The sequence below is a fragment of the Amycolatopsis sp. NBC_00345 genome (assembly GCF_036116635.1).
In the GTDB taxonomy this organism is placed as follows: Bacteria; Actinomycetota; Actinomycetes; order Mycobacteriales; family Pseudonocardiaceae; genus Amycolatopsis.
The window spans coordinates 6,421,742-6,443,372 of sequence record NZ_CP107995.1; the positions used below are offsets into that span (position 1 = coordinate 6,421,742).

At 67.7% G+C, this 21,631-nt stretch carries 20 protein-coding genes; 11 read left to right on the forward strand and 9 right to left on the reverse strand.

Annotated elements, in window-relative coordinates:
• The first annotated feature begins 138 nt into the window (after nt 1-138).
• Both OG943_RS28690 and OG943_RS28695 read left to right on the forward strand, forming a co-directional pair.
• A complete protein-coding gene (locus OG943_RS28690; RefSeq protein ID WP_328604037.1) occupies nt 139-1,320 on the forward strand; it encodes a TetR/AcrR family transcriptional regulator in 1,182 nt (393 codons plus the stop codon).
• A gap of 47 nt (nt 1,321-1,367) precedes the next feature.
• The gene (locus OG943_RS28695) at nt 1,368-2,576 is read left to right on the forward strand and encodes a low temperature requirement protein A (protein WP_328604038.1); all 1,209 of its coding nucleotides are present in this window, start codon (nt 1,368-1,370) and stop codon (nt 2,574-2,576) included.
• On the opposite strand, the gene OG943_RS28700 is transcribed toward OG943_RS28695, so the two are convergent.
• Nucleotides 2,551-3,387, reverse strand: a complete 837-nt coding sequence (locus OG943_RS28700) for a helix-turn-helix transcriptional regulator (RefSeq protein ID WP_328604039.1) — start codon at nt 3,385-3,387, stop codon at nt 2,551-2,553. The genes OG943_RS28695 and OG943_RS28700 overlap by 26 nt on opposite strands.
• A gap of 102 nt (nt 3,388-3,489) precedes the next feature.
• Here OG943_RS28700 and OG943_RS28705 point away from each other — a divergent pair, with 102 nt between their 5' ends.
• From OG943_RS28705 to OG943_RS28715, 3 genes are read left to right on the forward strand one after another with little or no spacing between them, the layout of a single operon-like run.
• The gene (locus OG943_RS28705) at nt 3,490-4,191 is read left to right on the forward strand and encodes an SDR family NAD(P)-dependent oxidoreductase (RefSeq protein ID WP_328604040.1); all 702 of its coding nucleotides are present in this window, start codon (nt 3,490-3,492) and stop codon (nt 4,189-4,191) included.
• A 52-nt stretch (nt 4,192-4,243) separates the two neighbouring features.
• Complete coding sequence (locus tag OG943_RS28710) at nt 4,244-5,539, forward strand: acyl-CoA dehydrogenase family protein (RefSeq protein ID WP_328612169.1); 1,296 nt, start codon at nt 4,244-4,246, stop codon at nt 5,537-5,539.
• Between the two features lie 17 nt (nt 5,540-5,556).
• Complete coding sequence (locus tag OG943_RS28715) at nt 5,557-6,765, forward strand: acyl-CoA dehydrogenase family protein (protein ID WP_328604041.1); 1,209 nt, start codon at nt 5,557-5,559, stop codon at nt 6,763-6,765.
• Nucleotides 6,766-6,793: 28 nt separating this feature from the next.
• Here OG943_RS28715 and OG943_RS28720 read toward each other — a convergent pair whose 3' ends face one another.
• Nucleotides 6,794-7,060, reverse strand: a complete 267-nt coding sequence (locus tag OG943_RS28720; RefSeq protein ID WP_328604042.1) for an AMED_5909 family protein — start codon at nt 7,058-7,060, stop codon at nt 6,794-6,796.
• A 189-nt stretch (nt 7,061-7,249) separates the two neighbouring features.
• On the opposite strand from OG943_RS28720, the gene OG943_RS28725 reads away from it, so the two are divergent.
• Entirely contained in the window at nt 7,250-7,993 is a 744-nt protein-coding gene (locus tag OG943_RS28725) for a DUF5919 domain-containing protein (RefSeq protein ID WP_328604043.1), read from the forward strand.
• An 8-nt stretch (nt 7,994-8,001) separates the two neighbouring features.
• A complete protein-coding gene (locus OG943_RS28730; protein WP_328604044.1) occupies nt 8,002-8,472 on the forward strand; it encodes an NUDIX hydrolase in 471 nt (156 codons plus the stop codon).
• 198 nt (nt 8,473-8,670) lie between these two features.
• Here the strand turns inward: OG943_RS28730 and OG943_RS28735 are convergent, their stop codons facing one another.
• Together OG943_RS28735 and OG943_RS28740 are read right to left on the reverse strand one after the other, a co-directional pair.
• Complete coding sequence (locus OG943_RS28735; RefSeq protein ID WP_328604045.1) at nt 8,671-9,267, reverse strand: hypothetical protein; 597 nt, start codon at nt 9,265-9,267, stop codon at nt 8,671-8,673.
• A 21-nt stretch (nt 9,268-9,288) separates the two neighbouring features.
• On the reverse strand, nt 9,289-9,732 hold the full coding sequence (locus OG943_RS28740) for a DUF6414 family protein (RefSeq protein WP_328604046.1): 444 nt from the start codon (nt 9,730-9,732) through the stop codon (nt 9,289-9,291).
• A gap of 829 nt (nt 9,733-10,561) precedes the next feature.
• Here OG943_RS28740 and OG943_RS28745 point away from each other — a divergent pair.
• A complete protein-coding gene (locus tag OG943_RS28745) occupies nt 10,562-11,473 on the forward strand; it encodes an ABC transporter substrate-binding protein (RefSeq protein WP_328612170.1) in 912 nt (303 codons plus the stop codon).
• A gap of 7 nt (nt 11,474-11,480) precedes the next feature.
• On the opposite strand, the gene OG943_RS28750 is transcribed toward OG943_RS28745, so the two are convergent.
• The 3 genes from OG943_RS28750 to OG943_RS28760 form a co-directional block, all read right to left on the reverse strand.
• Nucleotides 11,481-12,542 (reverse strand): alpha/beta fold hydrolase, encoded by a 1,062-nt coding sequence (locus tag OG943_RS28750; RefSeq protein WP_328604047.1) that lies wholly within the window; start codon nt 12,540-12,542, stop codon nt 11,481-11,483.
• A 116-nt stretch (nt 12,543-12,658) separates the two neighbouring features.
• Nucleotides 12,659-13,522 carry an SDR family oxidoreductase gene (locus OG943_RS28755; RefSeq protein WP_328604048.1) on the reverse strand — a complete coding sequence of 288 codons (864 nt, stop codon included), beginning with the start codon at nt 13,520-13,522 and terminating at the stop codon, nt 12,659-12,661.
• Nucleotides 13,523-13,618: 96 nt separating this feature from the next.
• Nucleotides 13,619-14,131: a GNAT family N-acetyltransferase gene (locus OG943_RS28760; protein ID WP_328604049.1), complete on the reverse strand. Its 513-nt coding sequence runs from the start codon at nt 14,129-14,131 to the stop codon at nt 13,619-13,621.
• Between the two features lie 598 nt (nt 14,132-14,729).
• Here OG943_RS28760 and OG943_RS28765 point away from each other — a divergent pair.
• From OG943_RS28765 to OG943_RS48460, 3 genes are all read left to right on the forward strand, one after another.
• Nucleotides 14,730-15,146 (forward strand): hypothetical protein, encoded by a 417-nt coding sequence (locus tag OG943_RS28765; RefSeq protein ID WP_328604050.1) that lies wholly within the window; start codon nt 14,730-14,732, stop codon nt 15,144-15,146.
• A 169-nt stretch (nt 15,147-15,315) separates the two neighbouring features.
• On the forward strand, nt 15,316-17,583 hold the full coding sequence (locus OG943_RS28770) for an ATP-binding protein (RefSeq protein WP_328604051.1): 2,268 nt from the start codon (nt 15,316-15,318) through the stop codon (nt 17,581-17,583).
• A gap of 290 nt (nt 17,584-17,873) precedes the next feature.
• Nucleotides 17,874-18,608, forward strand: coding sequence for a phosphotransferase (locus OG943_RS48460; protein WP_442874573.1), 735 nt, complete (start codon nt 17,874-17,876; stop codon nt 18,606-18,608).
• Here the strand turns inward: OG943_RS48460 and OG943_RS28780 are convergent.
• Nucleotides 18,493-19,647 (reverse strand): acyl-CoA dehydrogenase family protein, encoded by a 1,155-nt coding sequence (locus OG943_RS28780; protein WP_328604053.1) that lies wholly within the window; start codon nt 19,645-19,647, stop codon nt 18,493-18,495. The genes OG943_RS48460 and OG943_RS28780 overlap by 116 nt on opposite strands.
• Nucleotides 19,644-21,629, reverse strand: a complete 1,986-nt coding sequence (locus tag OG943_RS28785) for an acetyl/propionyl/methylcrotonyl-CoA carboxylase subunit alpha (protein ID WP_328604054.1) — start codon at nt 21,627-21,629, stop codon at nt 19,644-19,646. The genes OG943_RS28780 and OG943_RS28785 overlap by 4 nt, the downstream gene beginning before the upstream one ends.
• Nucleotides 21,630-21,631 lie beyond the last annotated feature (2 nt).

The following is a 21,631-nucleotide window of genomic DNA, read 5'->3' on the forward strand; positions in this document are numbered from 1 at the left end:
CTTCGTTGGATCAGCCGACGTGCACCGGCAGCGCCAGCATACCCGTCAGTAGTGCTAATACCCATTAACATATGCCCCCGGAACCCGATGGTGTCAATGGGTTGCCACTGTTCCGGTTCACGCTATGGTCGGTTCACCATGACGACTCATCCCACCCGTGTGCCGCGGCCCCGCGACCGCAAGGCCCAGCTCGCCGCGGTCGCCGCCGGGCTGTTCCGCGCCCGCGGGTTCCACGGGGTGGGGATCAACGACATCGCCGCCGCGGCCGGCGTCACCGGGCCCGCGCTGTACCGGCACTTCAGCGACAAACAGGCGATCCTGGCCTACGTCGTGCTCAGCGGGATCGACGACATGGAGGCCGTCACGGCCGAGGCGCTGACGGACTCCGTGCCGGTGCCCGAGCAGCTCGACGCCCTGCTCACCGGCTTGGCGGCGCAGGCCGTGGAACGCCGGGAGATCGCCGCGCTGTGGCGCTGGGAGGGCCCGCACCTGGCGCGCGAGGAGCGCCGGGAGATCCGCCGCCGCTCCGGCGCCGTGCTCGACGCGTGGACGAAGGCGGTGCTCGCGACCCGGCCCGAGCTGGCCGGCGAAGAGGCCGAACTGCTGTGCTGGGCGGCGCTGTCGGTGTTCGGCAGCGTGTCCGTGCACCACACGGCTGTGGCCAGGAAACGCTTCGTCGCACTGCTCGTGGAGCTGGCGACGGCTGTGCTGGAAACCACACTCCCGTCGGCCACCGCGCCGCCGGCCGCCACGGTCGCGGGCCTCGGCACGCCGTCACGCCGGGAGCAGGTGCTGGCGGCCGCGACGGCGCTGTTCGCCGAGCGCGGCTTCCACGCGGTCAGCGTGGAGGACATCGGCGCCGCGGCGGGCATCGCCGGCCCGAGCGTCTACCGCCACTTCCCGAGCAAGGCCGCGCTGATGGTCGCCATCGGCCACCGCGCCGCCGACCGGCTCGCGCTGGCCGCCGAGCAGGCCCTCCAGGCCCCGGACGAGGCGACCGGCCTGCGCCGGCTGGCCGCGTCGTACGTCCACACCCTGCTGCACACGCCGGAGCTGCTGGTCTCCTTCACGGCCGACCGCGTCACCATGCCCGACCGCGACAAGGCCGACCTGCTGCGCGTCCAGCGCGATTACGTGGCCCAGTGGCTCACGCTGCTCACCGCCGTCCACCCCGGCCTGCCGCCGCGTGAGGCGAAGGTCCGCGTCCACGCGGCGCTCACCGTGGCCAACGACCTGAGCCGCACCCGCCGCGTCTCCGGGCGGCCCCACCTGCAGGCCGAGCTGACGGCGCTGCTGCACGCCATCCTCGGGCTGTACTAAGCGCGGAAACCGCCCCCGATCACCGCGTTCGCGTGCGACGATGCCGCGTGCCCACACGACAGCGGCTGCATCTGGTCGGCGCGGACGAGGACCACCGCGTCTCGACCCTCGAGTTGTTCTTCGATCTCGTGTTCGTCTACGCGATCACGCAGACGACCCAGCTGATGGCCGACCACCTGAGCCCGCTCGGCGTCGCGCAGGGGCTGATGGTGCTGGCGGTGCTGTGGTGGTGCTGGTGCAGCTACGCGTGGCTCGGCACGACGATCCACGTGGACCACGGAGTCGCGCGGCTGGCGATGTTCGGCGCGATGGCCGTGATGTTCCTGGTGTCCCTCACGGTGCCCGAGGCGTTCACCGACCCACCGGGCGGGCTGGACGCGCCGCTGCTGTTCGTCGGCTGTTACGCGGTCGTGCGGCTGCTGCACGAGGTCGCGTACCTCGGCGCGGCCCGGCACGACCCGGAGCTGCGCCGGGTGCTGCTGCGGATGCTGCGCGGCTTCGTCCCGAGCATCGCGCTGCTGGTCGTGGCGACGTTCCTGCACGGGCCGTGGCAGCTCGTGGTGTGGGCGGTGGCGCTGTTCGTCGACTACCTCAACGTCTACCTGTCCGGCCCGGCCGGCTGGCGGCTGAACTCGCCGGCCCACTTCGCGGAGCGGTTCGGGCTGATCGTGATCATCGCGCTGGGCGAGTCGATCGTGGCGATCGGGATCGGCATCGGCGAGCTGCCGATGACGTGGCTCGTCGCGGGGTCGGCGATCTGCGGGATCGCGCTGGCGGCCGGGATGTGGTGGACCTACTTCGACGTCGTCGCGCGCGCGGCGGAGCACCGGCTCGCCACCGCCACCGGGGTCGAGCGCACGAAGATCGCCACCGACTCCTACACCTTCCTGCACCTGCCGTTGATCGCCGGTGTCGTGCTCGTGGCGCTGGGACTGAAGAAGTCCTTCCTGTACCTGGCCGACACTGTCCACTATGGACCATCCGTGCCGCTGCACGGCGTGCCGCTCTGGGCGCTCACCGGCGGTCTCGCGCTCTACCTCGTGGCGGTCAGTTCGCTGCGCCGCCGCAACCTCGGCAGCTGGAACCGCCAGCGCCTGGTACTGGCTGTGGTGCTGATCGCGCTGACGCCGCTGCTGGCGCACGTGCCCGCGGCCGTGCTGCTGCTGATCGTGGCGGCCACCGTGCTCGCGCTGATCGCGTTCGAGCGCATGCCGTGGGCACGCCGTCAGGTCAGCGTCCCGCCAGCTGGCCGATGACCCCGAGCAGCGCCAGCTTGTCGTAGTCCTCGGTGCCGGGCGTGGCCGTGAAGACCAGCAGCGCCTGGGCGAGGTCGTCGGTGTACAGGAACTGGCAGTCCAGCTCGATGCCGCCCAGCTCGGGGTGGACGATCACCTTGCGCCGCGCGGGTTTCAGGCCCACCTCGTGCCGTTCCCACAGCTCGGCGAACTCGCCGCTCTCCTCCGAAAGCCGCCGCACCAGCTCGGCGACGCGGGTGTCGCGGCCGGCCCGGGACGACGTCGCGCGGAGGCCCGAGACGAGTTCGCGAGCGAACTTTTCGTGGTAGCTGCCGGGATAGATCGCGCGCTCGCCGGGATCGGTGAACCACCGGTAGATCGCGCTGCGGGTCAGCCCGGTGTACCCGCTGTGGTCGCCGAGCAGCGCGGCCGCGAGCCGGTTCTGCGCGAGCGTTTCGCCGAGGTCGGACAGGACCATCGCCGGGGTGTCGTCGAGCCGGTCGAGCACCCGGAGCAACGCCGGGCTCACGTGGTCCGTGCGCGCCATCCGGGTCGGCGTGCCGTGGCCGGCCAGGCGGAACAGGTGGTCGCGCTCGTCGGCCGACAGCCGCAGCCCGCGCGCGATCGCGGCCAGCATCTGCTCCGACGGCTGCGGCCCGCGCCGCTGCTCCAGGCGTGTGTAGTAGTCGGTCGACATGCCGGACAGCGTCGCGATCTCCTCACGGCGCAGGCCGCTGGTGCGCCGGCGCGGGCCCTTGGGCAGGCCGACGTCGGAGGGCTGCAGCGCCTCGCGGCGCCGGCGCAGGAAGTCGGCCATTCCGGGACGGTCCATACCGCCATTATCAGCGCCCGCGCGCGACGCCAGCCAGGGATCCGCGATCCCTGGCTGGCTGGACTCTGCCCGCCGCGCCGGGCCCGGGGTCACACTCGGGGCATGGCATCCGGACAGTGGAAACTCCCCGATCTCACCGGGCGGACGATGGTGGTCACGGGCGCGTCGAGCGGGCTCGGCGCCGTCACCGCGCGCGAACTGGCCCAGGCGGGCGCCCACGTCGTGCTGGCCGTACGCGATGTGGCGAAGGGCGAGCGCGTGGCCGCGGGCATCAGCGGAAAGACCGAGGTGCGCCCGCTCGACGTGCTGGTCAACAACGCCGGGATCATGGCCGTGCCACCCGGGAAAACGGCCGACGGCTTCGAGGACCACTTCGGCACCAACCACCTCGGCCCGTTCGCGCTGACGAACCTGCTGCTGCCGAACATCACCGACCGCGTCGTCACCGTCTCATCGGGGCTCGCGCGGATCGGCACTGTCCAGCTTGACGAGCTGAAGCGCGTGACGGCCGATAGCGGCGGCGCTCCCAGTTCAGGTCTACCGGTTCACCGCGCAGCGCGAAGCCGCGTACGGCGCGTTGCCGACGCTGTACGCGGTGGCCGAAGACCTGCCTGGGAACTCGTACGTGGGCCCCACCGGCCGTTCCGGCGCGCGGCCGAAGCTCGAACGCAGGCGAAATGCCGACAGCGATACCGAACTCGCGAAGCAGCTGTGGGACGTCTCGGCGCGACTCACCGGCGTCAACTGGCACGAGTGAGGGACGGCACTGGCGCATCCGGACACCTCGCGCTAACCTACTGGTGAGTAGGTAACGCGAGGGAGAGGCCACATGGCTGCGCCAAGGAAACGAGACGCGATGGGCATCGGCCTGGCCGCGCTCACCCGGTTGGCCGGGAGCAGGGTGATCGACCGGGCGGGGCTCCGCGAACCCGTGCAGAACCTGGTCAAGGCGGGGGTCCGCACGGGTTTCCGGGCCGCCGGGGCGGCCACGCGGTCGTTCACCTCGGTGCAACGGCTGGGCAAGCCCGCGCGGCTCGCCCCCGCGTCCGGCACGGGCCTGTTCGACCTGACCCCGAGCGAGGACCAGCAGCTCATCGTCGAAACGGTGACCGAGTTCGCCGCCGAGCAGCTGCGGCCCGCCGCCGCGGACGCCGACGCCAAGCTCGAAGCCCCCGAAGGCCTGCTGACGCGCGCGGCCGAGCTGGGCATCAGCCTCGTCGGCATCCCCGAAGAACTCGGCGGCGTCGGCACCGAGCGTTCGGTGGTCACGAACGCACTGGTCGCCGAGGCCCTCGCGCACGGCGACCTGGGGCTGGCCGTGGCCGTGCTCGCGCCGTCGGCCGTCAGCACCGCGCTGGTGGCGTGGGGCGACGAGCAGCAGCAGGCCGACTACGTGCCCGCGTTCGCCGGCGAGCAGGTGCCCGCCGCCGCGTTGGCGCTGCAGGAGCGCGCGCCGCTGTTCGACCCGTTCAAGCCCGCCACCAAGGCGAAGCGCACGCCGAAGGGCTACCAGCTCGACGGCGTGAAGTCGCTTGTGCCGCGCGCCGCGCAGGCCGAGCTGTTCATCGTGTCGGCCGACCTCGAAGGCCGCGGCCCGGCGTTGTTCCTGGTGGAATCGTCTTCCGCGGGCGTGACGGTCGAAGGCGAGCCGGCCATGGGCCTGCGCGGCGCCGCGACCGGAAAGCTGCACCTGGAGAAGGTCACGCTGCCCGCGGGCGCACTGCTGGGCGGAGGCAAGGCGGACGTCTTCGCCGACGTCGTCCGGCTGTCACGGCTGGGCTGGGCGGCGCTCGCGGCCGGGACGGCGAAGGCCGTGCTCGACTACGTGGTGCCGTACGTGAACGAGCGCACGGCGTTCGGCGAGCCGATCAGCCACCGCCAGGCCGTGGCGTTTTCGGTGGCGGACATCGCGATCGAGCTGGAGGGCCTGCGCCTGGTGACGCTGCGCGCGGCCGCGCGGGCCGAGCAGGGCAAGCCGTACGCGCGGGAGGCCGCGCTGGCGCGCAAGCTGGCCGTGGACAAGGGCATGCAGATCGGCAACGCGGGGGTGCAGCTGCTCGGCGGGCACGGCTTCGTCAAGGAGCACCCCGTGGAGCGGTGGTACCGCGACCTGCGCGCGATCGGCGTCATGGAAGGCGCCGTCCTTCTCTAGGCTTTCGAAAGGCAGTCATGATCAACCTTGAAGCTCCCAAGAAGGCCGGCGCGCTGATCAACCAGGCGTACCAGGCCGCGGCCGAGGTGTTCCGGCCGATCTCGCGCAAGTACGACCGCGCCGAGCACACCTACCCGGCCGAGCTGGACATGTTCGCGGCGCTGCTGGACGGCCTCAACTCCTCCGGCGAGGGCGGCGCGGGCGCGGCCGGCGTGCGGCGTTCGGGTGCGGAGGACAAGAAGGGAAACCGCAACGGCGCCAACCTGAACGTCGTCCTCGGCACGATCGAAATGTGCTGGGGTGACGTGGGCCTGCTGCTGTCGATGCCGCGCCAGGGCCTGGGCAACGCTGCCATCGGCTCGGTGGCGACGGACGAGCAGCTGGAGCGTTTCTCCGGCCTGTGGGCCGCGATGGCGATCACCGAGCCCGGCTGCGGCTCGGACTCCGCCGCGATCACCACCACGGCCACGGTCGACGGTGACGACTACCTGCTCAATGGCGAGAAGATCTTCGTGACGTCCGGCCAGCGCGCCGACGCCGTGGTCGTCTGGGCCACTTTGGACAAGTCGAAGGGCCGCGCCGCGATCAAGAGTTTCGTGGTGGAGAAGGGCACGCCGGGCTTCGAGGTCGTGCGCGTGGAGCACAAGCTCGGAATCCGCGCGTCCGACACGGCGGTCCTGCGCTTCGAAAACTGCCGCGTCCCGCGTGAGAATCTGCTGGGCACCCCGGAAATCGACACCGCGAAGGGCTTCGCGGGCGTCATGCAGACCTTCGACAACACTCGCCCCCTCGTCGCGGCCATGGCGGTCGGCGTCGCGCGTGCGGCTTTGGAGGAGACGCGCGCGATCCTGTCTTCCGCCGGGGTCACCCCCGACTACGACCGCCCTTCGGTTACGCAACACGCCGCGGCCGCCACTTTCCTCCAGCTGGAAGCCGACTACGAGGCCGCGTACCTGCTGACGCTCGAATCGGCGTGGATGGCGGACAACCGCCAGCCCAACTCCCTCCAGGCCTCGATGGCGAAGGCCAAGGCGGGGCGGTCGGTTGTGGAGATCACCCTCAAGTGCGTGGAGCTGGCTGGCGCTTTCGGCTACACGGAAGAGTCTTTGCTCGAGAAGTGGGCCCGGGATGCGAAGATCTTGGACATTTTTGAGGGGACTCAGCAGATCCAGCAGCTGATCGTGGCTCGGCGGGTGCTGGGGAAGACTTCCGCTCAGCTCAAGTAGTTCGAATCCGCCCGGTCGCTGACCTCCTTCAGGCTCCGCGATCGGGCGGCTTTCGTGTCAAATCGGCGGACTTGCCTTCCTGGAGTTCAGCCGCCTGCCGTTCCTCGTACCCAGCCCAGTACAACGCCTCGTGGTGATGACCCCGGTCCACGTCCGCGATCGCCTTGTACAACCGCGCGTTGCCAAGCCGGAACGCCAGCCACGTCGACGGATTCGCGTCCCTCGGCGGGCGACGTTCCGTCACCACGTCGTGGGCGTCCTGCAGGGTCTTCAGCTCACCTTTCGGCACGATCACGCCGCCCCGAGCGGGCTTCCAACAGGGCCGCCAGTTTCGATGGTCACGCCTACCTCCCCGGCACCGGGCCAGCCCCAGCAACCTGACACCAATCTCCGCCCAAACGCGGGACGTGATCACCGCATGGCAGGACATCTCGGGACGTCCCTGATACGGTCAAAGACGTCCCTACAAGTCCCAAGGGTGCCGATGCCGAACGAACGCCTGCGTGACGCACTACTGCGCAACGGCCTGACCTTGGACCAGGTCGCCAAGGCCGCCGGCGTCGACCAGAAGACCGTCGAGCGCTGGATCACCAAGAACCGGACGCCCTACCCCAAGCACCGCCACAAGATCGCCGCCATGGCACGCGAGTCAGAGACCTACCTATGGCCGGATTCCGTGGCCCCGGAGCGCAAAGCCGAGACGGCCGCCGCCGAGGTCGTCCAGGTCTTCCCACACCGCAACGCCATCCCCGTCGAACTATGGGACCGCTTGATCAAGGAAGCCTCGGAGACCGTCGAGATCCTGGTACACGCGGCGCTGTTCCTGGTCGAACGCCCGCGGTTCATCAAGGACCTGGCCACCAAGGCAGCGGCCGGCGCCAAGATCCGCCTCGCCTTCGGAGACCCAGAAGGCGACAGCGTCGCCCTGCGCGGAGAAGAAGAGCAGCTGGGCAACGGGACGCTCCCGGCACGCATCCGCAACGCACTGGCGTCCTACCGCCCGCTGATCAGCGTCGACGGCGTGGAGATGCGCTTCCACAACACGACGCTCTACAACTCGATCTTCCGGTTCGACGACGAGATGATCATCAACACGCACGTGTACGGGTTCCAAGGAGCCCACGCCCCATCCCTCCACCTGCGGCGACTCTCCGCCGGGGACCTCTTCGAGACGTACTCCGAAAGCTTCGAGTCAGTCTGGAACCTCGCCAAGCCAGCCACCTTCTAGGAGGCACCATGACCCGAGTCGACTACTACAACGACCCGACCGCACCCAAGGCCAACAGCATCGCCGTCGCCGTCTCTGCTTTCATCCAGGACGACAAAGGCCGGATCCTGATGATCAGGCGCACCGACAACGACCTGTACTCCATCCCAGGCGGCCAACTGGAACTCGGCGAGACGCTGGCCGAGGCGGCGGTCCGCGAGGTCCGCGAGGAGACAGGCATCGAGTGTGAGGTCACGGGCGTGGTCGGCCTGTATTCAGACCCAAAGCACGTCATCGCCTACGACGACGGCGAGGTCCGACAAGAGTTCTCCATCTGCTTCCGCGCCCAAGCGACCGGCGGCACTCTCCAAACAAGCGACGAGAGCCATGAAGTTCAATGGTCCACCGAAAAGCAAATAGAACAATTAAACATACATCGTTCAATTAGAGCGCGCATCAAGCAAGGAATCCTCGAACAATCAGAGCCGTTCTACTCTTGATAACGAATTGAAATCACATACCAAAATACGACTTAATCAGTGCAGCAATCACACTACCCGCAGCTGAAGTCACTACCTTTCCAACACCTTTACTTGACGAAGAAGCACATCGACAGGAACATCTCCAGACGAAGGGCCCTCAATCAATTTTTCAAGAAGAGTCATCCAATCCTCTTTTCCGTCAGATTATTCCCGCTATCAAGAATTTCTCGAAAAAGACCTATAGACAGCGATTGGAATGGCAGAAATTCCTGGATGCTGAGGTATATCAGATAGACCAAAAGCTCCAAAGCTCTGAATCAGAGATGATACGGTATCAATGAAATACTTTCGAGAGAAGTTCCCTTTAGAGTCCACGGAACCGCGGGCATTCATCAATTCGTTCAGTAACTGAACATCCTCAACAGGTTGCGTATAGTGACAAATTGTTCCAATTATTGTCCAGTTCTGTTTGGAAAATCCGTACCTTGATGCGACAGTCGCAGAATCGGCATCGAAGTACCTGCGATTTTGCTGGAACCGAGCGGCCAATACAAGCGCATCCTCATCGCCACTCGACTCTGCAATCAGGCTCATACCAGGCCGAGAAATTCCTCTAGTTAGGCGCGCCATACTTCGAAAAAATGCAGGCGAAGTGTAGTCACTTGCCTCAAACTCTTCAATATAGTCTTCCGCCGTCGAATCCGACGGTATCGACCTATAGCGAGAAGAATTGTCAATCTTACCCGCCTTTGCCGGACGCCTTTGACTAGGCTTCCTCAGGTTTTCGCCGGAATCCGCCTCATCAGCGAGCATCACCTTCGTGAAATCTTCAAATCATCCGGCAGCCGCAGAGAAACTGGACAGAGTCTCAGCAAAATACTCGAAGTCGAAGAGGATTCCAGGTGCAGTCAATCGAAAAATAGAACCTTCAGGCCTAGTCGACTTAATTATTGAGAATTTATCAAGTCCCGCACTAAACTCCTCGGTGATATCAGTCAGCCAACCGTCTTCCAATGCTACTTCGAGTTCAGGAAATAGCGAATCAACCACCGAACGCTGCAGGTAGCGCTCCTCTGATGATTCATTACTTCCGGAGACAAATTTTTCCCAGCCGAGCGATCGCTTCCTCTTAGCCGTGTCAGTCTCACGCAACTCCTCGGGCACGCCAAATTCCAATTGACCAGCGATTGACCTAACTTTTTCAATATCCATATACAAGTAGTCACGAAGGAATTCATAACGCGGAACGTGCTCATCATTAGCAACGACTTCGGACAACTTTATTCTCTTCCCTTAATTAATGCAGAAATTGGCCCTACGGGATCAAGGGCGCGCCATCGCTGACGGCGCGCCTGTCGCCTATATAGCCGCTCGCCTTGGCGGCCGCATCCCCTCCCGGCACAGCGGACTGCCATTCCGCTTCGCCCGCCAGTCGGGAGGCGCGGCCACCTGCGGGCCGCCTGGCGCAGCATCGGCCCGCGGCACACAAGTCTCCCGAGCCAACGTCGGCCTCCCTCTATAGGCAGTGGTGACGGACGAGTCGTTCGTGACTCAATCCCTGTTACGCACCGTCGTAGGAGACCTACATCCCGACGCTTGATCGTGACAACGGGTAAGTCGCACGGTGTCAAGACGGCGAAGCGTGTCTTGACACGGCATCACCGGACACCTGGAGGCTTTGTATCGGAATACAGGGCAGTGTATGGCTGGGACCACCGGGCCGTCTTCAAGCAGTCAAACGCGAGGAGGAAGCAGCGACAGACGACGAGAACTAGCCGAGAAATCCTGGACATCCTTGAGGAGACACAGATCCAGCAGCTGATCGTAACCCGGCTGACCTGGGGAGGAGGAGTGCGCGCCTCAAGTATTTGTGACGCAACGAGAATCCCCCCAGCCAGCGCCCCTCATCTCACGGAGGCCCAAGGCCAGGCTGAGGCACGTTCCGTGGCCAACCGGCAGCGCATCCCACAGCTAGAGAATTAGGCAACCCTAAGCTAACCTCACCTCTATGACCGCGGCACTCCTGGACCACCCCGGCGCTCCCGCAACCCTCGAAAACGCGCTCACGCGAAGGGGATTCCTCACCAGTGGCGTCGGAGCAGCCGGCATGCTGCTGAGCCTCACCGCCTGCACCACCCACGAGACAGCGCCGACAGGAGCGACCCGCCAGGTAGCAAGCGTCCACGGCCCCATCCAGGTACCCGTACTACCAGAGCGAGTAGTAACGCTCGACAGCTTCACCATGGGCGCCGCATTCGACCTCGGGCGGCTGCCCGTAGGGGTCTACAGCGCCGGAGAGCAGTACGTAGAGCCGCAGTTCGTCGAACAGTGGCGGGGAATCACGAAGATCTCGCGCGGCGAAGTAGGCGGGGCGATCGACCTCGAGAAGGTAGCGACATTGCGGCCCGAGCTGATCCTCGGGATCGACGGCTCGCAGCCGCCATACGAGCAGTTGAAGCAGATCGCGCCGACGGTCGTGCTTCCGTTCAGTTCCTCGAAGACGCCGTGGCGGGAGATGACCACCGCGACCGCGGCGGCGCTGGGGCGGACGGAGTCACTGCACGGGCTCGAGCAGCGCTACGCCGCCCGCACCTCGAGCATCGCCCGCACGTATGTGGACGTCCTCGCCCGCACGCGGTGGGACATCGTGCAGGGCGGCTTCGACCAAGGACAGTTTTGGCTCTACGGACCGACTTCGCCCATCGGCGGGATCCTTGCTGACGCCGGCGTGCAGTTCGCTGACGCCTCGCGGTCGGTCGAGGGCGGGCAACAGCAGTCGGTGTCCTACGAGCTGGTCGGGGACCTCGGCACTGCCGAGGCGGTCTTCTACTACGCCACGAACGCCGGGAAACCGGCCAATCTCGGCGAAGAGCTGTTCGCACAGAAGACGTTCACCACGCTGCCCGCCACGAAGTCCGGGCACCTGTACGGCTCGGTGTACTTCCTGCCGAACTGTTACAGCGACGCCCTCGGCGCCCTCGATGCACTGGAGCGGGCCCTGATTTCCCTGCGCCGCTAACGAAAACTCAGCGACCCGAAATCCGGTCATCCAGAAACTCGTCCAGGTACTTCCACGTAGTCCCCCGCGCCCGCCGCCCCGTCAAAACCCCCAGATGACCACCCGGCGCCGTCTTGAAACGGACCTCAGGCGCGTTGTCCAGCAGCTGCACCACGCGCTCCACCGAGGCTTGCGGAGCGATCGTGTCGTTCTCGCCCGCGACGACGAGCATCGGGGCCTTCACGTCGGACAGGCTGATCACCCGGCCGTTCAGGTCGACGGTGCCCTCGGCGAGGTCGTTCGTGCGGAACAGCCGGTGGTACAGCTGCCCGAACGTGCGCCCGGGGTAGGCGTACATGTTGTCCATGAAGTGGTCCACGGCCTCGATCTGCGCGAGGTAGTCGCGGTCGTCCAGGTTCTTCAGGATCGCCAGCGGCTTGGTGATCTCCTTGCTGATGCCGGTGGCGCGGAACACCCGGGTGACCAAATAGGACGGTGCACCGCCGAACGCGCGGTAGATCGGCGTGAGCAGGTGGCCGCCGGTGAGGTCCACCAGTGGGCGGAACGGCGCGACAATCGGGATGGCCGTGAAGTCCACCGGCGAGCCGATCGCGGTGATCGACTCGATCGGCAGGCCCGGCTGGTCGGCGTTCACCAGCATCGAAAAGATCCCGCCCAGCGACCACGACACCAGGTGCACGCCCTGACCGCCCGCGTCCTCGCTCACCTTGCGGATCGCACGCGGCAGCACCTCGTCGATCCAGTGCTCGATGCCCAGGCGCCGGTCGGCGAAGGCGACCGTGCCGTAGTCGACCAGGTACGTCCGCCGCCCGGCCTCCACCAGGTGCTCGATCAGGCTGCAGCCGCGGCGCAGGTCGAAGCACAACGCGGGCGCGGCCAGCGGCGGCACCAGCAGGATCGGCGGGCCGGAGACCTCGGACGCGCCGTGCGTCATCCGGTACACCGACCGGTTGGGGCCCTGGTCGATGAGCACCCTCGGCATCGGGCGGAGGTCCGCGACGCCACCACGCAGCACCTTGCCCACGACGTTCGAAGCCGCGGCAGCCAGCCGTGCCGATGGTGAAGCCATATCGTGCCTCCTGGAGCTCGTCTCCAGGCCAATCTTGCCGTGCCGGGTGGTGCGGCTTCAACCACCACAGTTGCAAGCACCCGGCAAGCACGTCCATTTCGGACAGTGCCGCCCGGCTACCTGTCCGAATCCGCCGCGGGCGCACTGTGCGCGGCCCGCTCCTCGTACTCGGCGCGTTCCGGTGAGTGGGCAGCCGAGGCCAGCAACTGGTCACCCCCGAGGGTGCGGACGAACCACTCGCCGAACGCCCGCGGAAAGAGCCGCGTGAAGCGGCCCGTGAGGTCCAATGACTTCGGCACGAAGACGTCGAACCGCGGATACCGCAGCGCCTGCGCGATCGCCGCGGCCACGTCCTCCGGCCCGACGGACTTGATGAACCGCGCCTCGCCCAGCCCGGCCGCCAGCTCCGTACGCACCACCGCGGGCATCACGCAGGACACCAGCACGCCGGTCCCGCGCAGCTCCAGGTGCACCGCCTCGGACAGCCCGACCACGGCGTGCTTGGTCGCGCAATACGTGGCCGCGCCGGGAAAACCGGACTTTCCGGCCATCGACGCGACGTTCACGATGTGCCCGGTCCCCCGCGGCCGCATCCGTTTCACGGCCTCGCGCGTGCCGTGGACCACCGCGTGCAGGTTGATCTCCAACGTCCGCCGCGTGGTCGCGTCGTCCTCCTCGGCCAGCGGCGAGAGCGGCATGATGCCGGCGTTGTTGATCAGCACGTCGATCGGGCCGACGCGGCGCTCGACCTCGTCGAGGAACCCGGTGAACGCCGCGGTGTCGGTGACGTCGAGCGGCAGGGCGAGCGCGTCCGCGCCCAGCTCGGCCGCCGTCTTCTCCGCGCGGACCTGGTCGAGGTCGCCGATCACCACGCGCGCGCCGAGCCGGGTCAGCGCCGACGCGGTGCTGGCGCCGATGCCCTGCGCACCCCCCGTGATGACGATGACCTTCCCGGTGAGCGAGCGTGGCTTCCTGGCCATGGCGGGTTCCTCCTGCGTCGTCGGAGACGGAACACTATTGGCGTCGTGTCAATATGGTGCCCCCGTCGCGCCGATCGCGCCAGCCCCGTTCGCGGCTCAGCTCGGGCGCTGCTCGAACACCTGCCCGATCCAGCCGTCGACGTCGAAGCGGACGGTCGGTTTGAAGCCCTGGCCCTCGTAGTAGCGCTGGAGGTCGCCGTCGCCGCCGGCCCAGCAATCGACGCGGACCAGCTCGATGCTGCGACGCTTCGCCTCGTCCAGCGCGTACTCGATCAGCCGCGCGCCGACGCCGTGGCCGCTGAACCGCCGCGACGTGATGAGCAGCCTGATGTACAGCTCGCGCTCGCCGGCCTTCGGCACCTGCTCCGCGCATTCCTCGGCGACGATCAACGCGCCCGCGGGCTCGCCGTCGACCTCGGCGATGCGCAGGCCCGGGTCCGCCGCCATGCCGCGCACCTGCTTGATCCGCTTCGGCCGCCCGGACCACGGCTCGGTGCCCCACTGCCCGGCACTGCCGCGCGCCGCCAGCCACTCGACGGCCTCGTCGAAGAATCCGAGCAAGGTGTCCGCGTCGGTGTCCTCACCCGATCGGACTATGTAGTACCCCATGGAAAACGTTCTACAGCAAGGTGCGGACCCGCGGGCCGTGTTCGGCGATTGCGACCATGTGTTCGACGCGGGCGTCGCAGGGCGTGATTGCAGGCCGCCTGTCAACTCAGACAGCGTCGATCCTGGTTCGATGCCAACCTCGGCAAGCTGGCGGAAGTCGCGATCCGTTCCCAGGTGCTGATGTGCGTACGGCGTCGCCGAGACGGTGCGCCGGCTGGAGACGCCGCGGTGACCATGCGCCGGAACACCGAACTGTCCAGTCGTGACGCCTTACGCGGGGTGCTCGGTGCTCCGGCCCGCGACATCGAGGTGTGGCGGGAACGCCGAAAGAGCCTGCTCGCCTTGATGGAGCGCAGCGCTGCCATCTGCCCGCCACACGGACGGCTTTCGGCCACGGGCGCGAACGACAGGCGAACGACAAGCCGTCGTCATGGAGTTCCCGCTCCGGGGCGGAGAGGATGTTGTGCAGCGGCAGGGGCGGAAAAACGGGGGACCGCCACCTCCTGCCGGCTGAGGAGAACAGCCTCAGTTCAGCGCCCTATCGGGCTATGCGGCGATCGCCCATGCGACGTCGCCATTCATTCAGGAGGAAAAGCTTATGCGCATCGGAGAGAAGCTGGCCGCGACTGCGGCGGTCATCGGCACGGCGGTGCTGGGTGGGGTGGTGGCCGCCGCGCCGGCGACCGCGGCCCCGATGGATGCCGGAATCCACCTGACCGCAGGGCACGACGTGGGGGTGTACGGCAAGGACGTGTATCCCGTCGACAGCAACAAGATCGCCCCGAATCTCCTGTACCCCTCGAGGCCGGGCATCCCCACCGACGGGATCGACGCTGACTGCTATACCAGCAAAGGATCTGCCGTGAACGGCCACGACAACCGCTGGTACCACACGGTGTACCTGTACTACAACCACAATGGGGGGAAGTTGCAGAAGTACGCGTGGGTCTACGCGCCCTACGTGGACAACAGCGCCGCAGCCAACGAGTACCTCATCCCTGATTGCCAGTACTAGTCCCCGCGTCGAAAGGACCGCGCACGCCGAGGTGACCGCGTCCGAACTCTGTCCCTTCTGTCCCACTTTCCCCGTGGACACAACGAAATTGGCGCCGCACGACCCGCCGGCCCGGTATAGTCGGTAGGCTCGGGCAGTTCAGTGGCTGACCGTTTCCAGGGGAGAGGGAATGGGCGGTAGTGCCTTCGGTGAGGTCCTGCGCGGCTGTCGGCTTTCGGCCGGCTGGACTCAGGACGAGCTGGCGGACCGATCAGGGGTGTCGGTCCACTCGATCAGTGTGCTGGAGGCAGGGCGAAGACAGCCGCGGCTGTCTTCGGTGCGTCGGCTCGCCGACGCCCTCGCGCTCGATCCGCGCCGCCGCGAGCAGTTGCTCGCGGCGGCGCGCAACGACACCGTCCCGGTCCCGGTGCCGGCTCGACCGAGTGCCCGGGTGCCCCGGCAGCTGCCGGGCGCGGTGCCGGGCTTCACCGGCCGGGCAGCCCAGCTCAAAGAACTCACCGGCTTGCTGGACTGGCATGACAGCGTTGTGGTCGCGGCGATCAACGGCACCGCGGGCGTTGGCAAGACGGCTCTTGCCGTGCACTGGTCACACCAGATCGCGGACCGGTTTCCCGACGGTCAGCTCTACGTCAACCTCCGGGGTTTCGACCCCAGCGGTGAGCCGGTCCAGCCCGCCGAGGCGATCGGGGGTTTCCTCGACGCCCTCGGGGTACCCGCCGAACGGATACCTGCCGGTCTCGCCGACCGGTCGGCGCTCTACCGATCCCAGCTGGCCGGTCGCCGGATACTCGTGGTGCTGGACAATGCCCGCGACGCCGGTCAGGTCCGGCCGCTGCTTCCGGGCTCAGCCCAGTGCCTGACCGTCATCACCAGTCGTGACCAGCTCGGTGGCCTGATCGTCAGCGAGCGTGCGCGCGCCGTATCCCTGGATCTGATGACCATCGCCGAAGCCCATGACCTGCTGGCGGACAGGCTGGGCCCGGAATGCCTGGCCGCCGAACCACAGGCGGTCAGCGACCTGATCGAGTTGTCCGCACATCTGCCGCTGGCGCTGAGCATCGTCGCCGCACGAGCGACCCTCACCGCGACCAGGTCGCTGACCGAACTGGTCAGCCAGTTGCGCGATGTCCGCGATCGCCTGCATGTCATGGATATCGGCGACACCTACGTCGACCTCAGTGCCGTGTTCTCCTGGTCATACCGGACGCTGAGCGCCGCGGCGGCGCGAATGTTCCGGCTGCTGAGCCTGCATCCCGGCCCGGACATCTCGATACCAGCCGCCGCCAGTCTCGTCGGAACCGAACGCGATCAGGCTCAGCTGGCCCTCTCCGAGCTGGCCAGAGCACAGTTGCTCACCGAACCCAGCACCGGCCGATTCGCCTACCACGATCTGCTGCGCGCGTATTCGGCAGGAACGGCACAACAGGACGAGAACGAGCAGACGCGCCACGCCGCCTTGCACCGCATGCTCGATCACTACCTCCACACCGCGCACGCCGCGGCGCTGCTGCTCAACCCGCCCAACGACCGGCTGTCCCTGGTCGCACCTCAGCCCGGCGCCGTGGTCGACGAACCCGCCGATGACGAGCGGGCATGGCAGTGGTTCGCCGTCGAGCGACCGGTGTTTCCCGCCGTCATCGACCGCGCCGCCGACGCCGGTTTCGACGCGCACGCCTGGCAGTTCGCCTGGAGCGTGGCCGATTTCTGTATCCGCGCCGGACATTGGACCCAGCTGGTCGCCGCTCAGCTCGTCGCGATCGCCGCGGCCGAACATGCGGGTGACCCGTATGGGCAGGCACGGTCTCTGCGTGAACTCGGCCGGGCATACGTCCGGCTCGGTCGTTATCCGGACGCGCGGGCCAGCGTGGTCCGCGCGCTCGACCTGGACGAGTCGCTCGGCGACCTGATCGGCCAGGCACGCAGTCACAGCACCCTCGGCGTCGTGGCGTACCTGCAGGGCGAATACCAGGAGGCAATGGAGCGCGACGGAATCGCCTACGAGCTGTTCCGAGCGGTCGGACACCGGGCTGGCCAAGCCGACGCACTGAACGGGATCGGCTGGATGCAGACCAAACTCGGCCAGCACACCGAAGCACTGCGCTACTGCACAAGGGCACTCGAACTACAGCAAACGGCCGGCAACAGGCACGGCGAGGCGGACACCTGGGACAGCCTCGGCTGCATCCATCACAACCTCGGCGAGCACCAGCGCGCCGTCGCCTGCTACCACAGCGCACTGGACCTGTACCAGAAAGTGGGCGCTCGCCATCCGCAGGCCAACACTCTCATCCGTCTCGGCGACACACACCAGGCCGCGGGCGACATCCACGCCGCGCACCGCTCCTGGCAGCGAGCACTGCCCATCCTCGACGACCTCCACCACCCCGACGCCAACATCCTGCGCACACGACTGGCCGAGCACTCGCCGGCCCGGTAAGCCCAGATTGCCCGGCCGAGGGAGCCCGCCAGGTAATTACCGCGTACCGGTGCCGGCACGGTGGAAGCCGAAGAAATGGGCATCACGACCGTGCGAGGTCGGTTTTCACCGTCACAACCACAAGACAGGCAGGCCTCGCACACAAGTTGTGACAACTAGGATGGCCAGCCGGTGACAGACAGCGCGATCAGTCACAGCACGCCCGGACCCGAGGAGATCCCGCTCGCCGGCGGCAACATGAACGCCGGGGTGGTGCGGGTCGGTGACACGGTGCGGCGGCCCGCCGGGCCGTGGACACCCGCGGTGCACGCCCTGCTGGAACACTTGCACAGCAACGGTTTCCGCGGTTCGCCGCGGCCACTCGGGCTGGACGGTCAAGGCCGCGAAGTGCTCACCTACGCCGAAGGGCCGTCGTCCACCCGGACCACAACGAGACGATGGAGCCCGACGCCGCACTCACCCGCGTGGCCCGGCTGATCCGGGACTTCCACGACGCCGTCGCGGGATTCCGGCCGCCGCCGGACGCGCGATGGCAGGTCGTGATCCCCAGTGACGGGGCCGAGATCATCGCCCACCACGACCTCACGCCGTGGAACCTCGTCGCCGGGCCGGAGTGGGTGTTCATCGACTGGGACACCGCCGCTCCCGAGACCCGGATCTGGGACCTGGCCTACGCCGTGCCCGCCTTCGCGGCGCTGCGACCGGGGACCCCGCGAGCCGAGGCGAAACGCCGATTACGCCTGTTCGCCGACGCGTACGGCCTCGACTGGTTAGCTGTCTTGTGGCGCTGCCTGGTTTGCGCCCCAATGTGGCGTTCGGTGCGTCCAACGCACCGAACGCCACATTGGGTGCGTCCAACGCAACCAACGCCACATTGGGGCGCTAGCCGCCGCGATCAAACCGCCGCCATCAAGCCACCCCGAGGTGCCGCGCGATCAGCATCCGCTGCACCTCGCTCGTCCCCTCGCCGATCTCCAGGATCTTGGCGTCACGGTAGAACCGGCCGACCGGGAACTCGTTCATGAAGCCGTAGCCGCCGAAGATCTGGGTGGCGTCGCGGGCGTTGTCCATGGCTGCGTTCGAGGCGACGAGCTTCGCGATCGAGGCCTCCTTCTTGAACGGCTCGCCGCGCAGCATCTTCGACGCCGCCTGGTAGTACGCCAGGCGCGCCGTGTGCGTCCGGACCTCCATGTCCGCGATCTTGAACTGGATCGCCTGGTACTCCCCGATGCGGTGGCCGAACGCCACGCGGTCCTTCGCGTACTTCAGGCACTCGTCGACGCAGCCCTGCGCCAGCCCCACGCTCACCGCGGCGATCGCGACGCGGCCTTCGTCCAAAATGGACAAGAACTGCGCGTACCCACGGCCTCGCGAGCCGACCAGGTTCGAGTCCGGGACCCGGACATCCGAAAAGGACAGTTCGTGGGTGTCCGAGCAGTTCCAGCCGACCTTCGAGTACTTCCGCGCCACGGCGAAGCCCGGTGTGCCGGCCGGGACGATGATCGCGGAGATCTCCTTGCGGCCGTTCTCCATCACGTCGGTGACGGCCGTGACGGTGACCAGCCGGGTGATGTCGGTGCCGGAGTTGGTGATGAACGCCTTGCTGCCGTTGATCACCCAGTCCCCGTCGTCGAGCTTGGCGCGCGTGCGCGTGGCGCCGGCGTCCGAGCCGCCGCCCGGCTCGGTCAGGCCGAAGCCGCCCAGCGCCTCGCCCGAGCACAGCGTGGGCAGCCAGGTCTCCTTCTGCTCCTGCGTGCCAAAACGGTAGATCGGCATCGCCCCGAGCGAGACGCCCGCCTCGAGCGTGATGGCCACCGACGAGTCGACCCGGGCCAGCTCCTCCAGTGCCAGGCAGAGCGCGAAGTAGTCACCGCCCATGCCGCCGAACTCCTCGGCGAAGGGCAGGCCGAACAGGCCCATGCCGCCCATCTTGGCCACGATCTCGTACGGGAACTCCTCCTTCTCGTACATCGGGCCGATCACCGGCGCGACCTCCGCGTGCGCGAAGTCCTCGACCGTCTTGCGGAGTGATTCGTACTCTTCGTCCAGGCGGAAGTCGATCACTGCTTCTCCTCGGTCGGGCTCATCACGGCCAGCGTCTCGTCCAGCGCGACCTGCTGGCCCGCGCGGACGGGAAGTTCGCTCACCACACCGTCGATCGGCGCGGTCACGGTGTGCTCCATCTTCATCGCCTCGACGACCAGCAACGGCGTGCCCGCGCTGACCACGTCGCCGGCGGCGACCTTGACCACGAGCACGGTGCCCGGCATGGGACTGGTGACCGGCCCGGCGCCCGCGGTTTCCCCGCGCGCCGAGAGCTGCACTTCCTGGTCGGAGAAGGCAAAGCTGCGGCCCGCACTGGCCAGCCAGACCGTCCGGTCCGGCCCCGAAGCGCGCCGGTACCGCAGGAACCCTTGCGGCTGGCGGATTTCCAGCAGGTCACCGTCGCGGCGGGCTGAAACCCGCACCGGCTCGGCGTCGTCCACCCACACCGTGGCGTCGGCCGGGACGCCCTCGACGCGGACCACGGCTTGTATCGTCGAGCAGCGCAGCCGGAACGTCACTCCGCCGGCAGCACCGAGGCGCCAGCCGCTCGGCACGTCCCACGGGTCCACAGTGGACCCGGTGGGCTGCAGCGAGAGCAGCCGGTCCAGCGCCGCGGCCACGAAGAACTCCGCCGGGACGTCGGCGGAGACCAGCTCGTCCAGCCGCCGGTCCACCAGCTCCGTGTCGAGCCGGCCCGCGCGGACGTCCTCGTCGGCCAGCAGGCCGCGCAGGAACGCCACGTTCGTGCCCACGCCCAGCAGCGCGGTGTCGGCCAGCGCGAGGTCCAGCTTGTGCAGCGCGGACGCGCGGTCCGGGCCGTACGCGATGACCTTGGCCAGCATCGGGTCGTAGTTCGAGCCGACCACGGCACCCTCGGTCATCCACGAGTCGACGCGCACGCCCTCACCCGAGGGCTCGTGGACGGCCAGCACCGTGCCGCCGGTCGGGATGAACCCGCGCGCCGGGTCCTCGGCGTACACCCGGGCTTCGATGGCGTGCCCGTCGAGGCGGACATCCTCCTGGCGCAGCGTGAGCGGCTCGCCCGCGGCGATCCGCACCTGCCACGAGACGAGGTCGAGGCCGGTCACCATCTCCGTGACCGGGTGCTCGACCTGCAGCCGGGTGTTCATCTCCATGAAGAAGAACTCGTCCGGGTCGTGCGCCGACAGGATGAACTCGACGGTGCCCGCGCCGACGTAGCCCACGGACCGCGCGGCCTCGGCGGCGGCCGAGCCCATCCTCGCGCGCATCGCGTCGTCGAGCAGCACCGAAGGCGCCTCTTCGATGATCTTCTGGTGCCGCCGCTGCAGGCTGCACTCACGCTCGCCGAGGTGCAGCACGGTCCCGTGCGCGTCGGCGAGCACCTGGATCTCGATGTGCCGCGGGGTGGTGACGAAGCGCTCCATCAACAGCGTGTCGTCGCCGAACGAGCCCTTGGCCTCGCGTCGCGCGGACTCGATCGCGGCGTCCAGTTCGGACTCCCCGTGCACCAGCCGCATGCCCTTGCCGCCACCACCGGCGGACGGCTTGAGCAGCAGTGGGTACCCGACCTTCGCGGCCGCCTCGGCGAAACCGCCCTCGGGGATGTCCACATCGGACGATCCGGGCACGACCGGGACCCCGGCCGCGGACACCGTGGCCTTGGCGCGGATCTTGTCACCCATCGCGTCGATCGCGCTCGGCGGCGGCCCGATGAAGACCAGGCCGGCCTCCTCGCAGGCACGCGCGAACCCCGCGTTTTCGGCTAGGAAGCCGTACCCCGGGTGCACGGCCTGCGCACCCGTGTCCAGCGCCGCCTGCACGATCGCCGGAATCGACAAATAGCTTTTCGCCGCTTCAGCCGGGCCGATACGGACCGCGGTGTCCGCCTCGCGCACGTGCTTCGCGTCAGCGTCCGCGTCGCTGTACACCGCGACCGAGCGGATGCCGAGCGCGCGCAGCGACCGGATGACGCGGACCGCGATCTCCCCGCGGTTGGCTACCAAAACACTGGTGAACACGC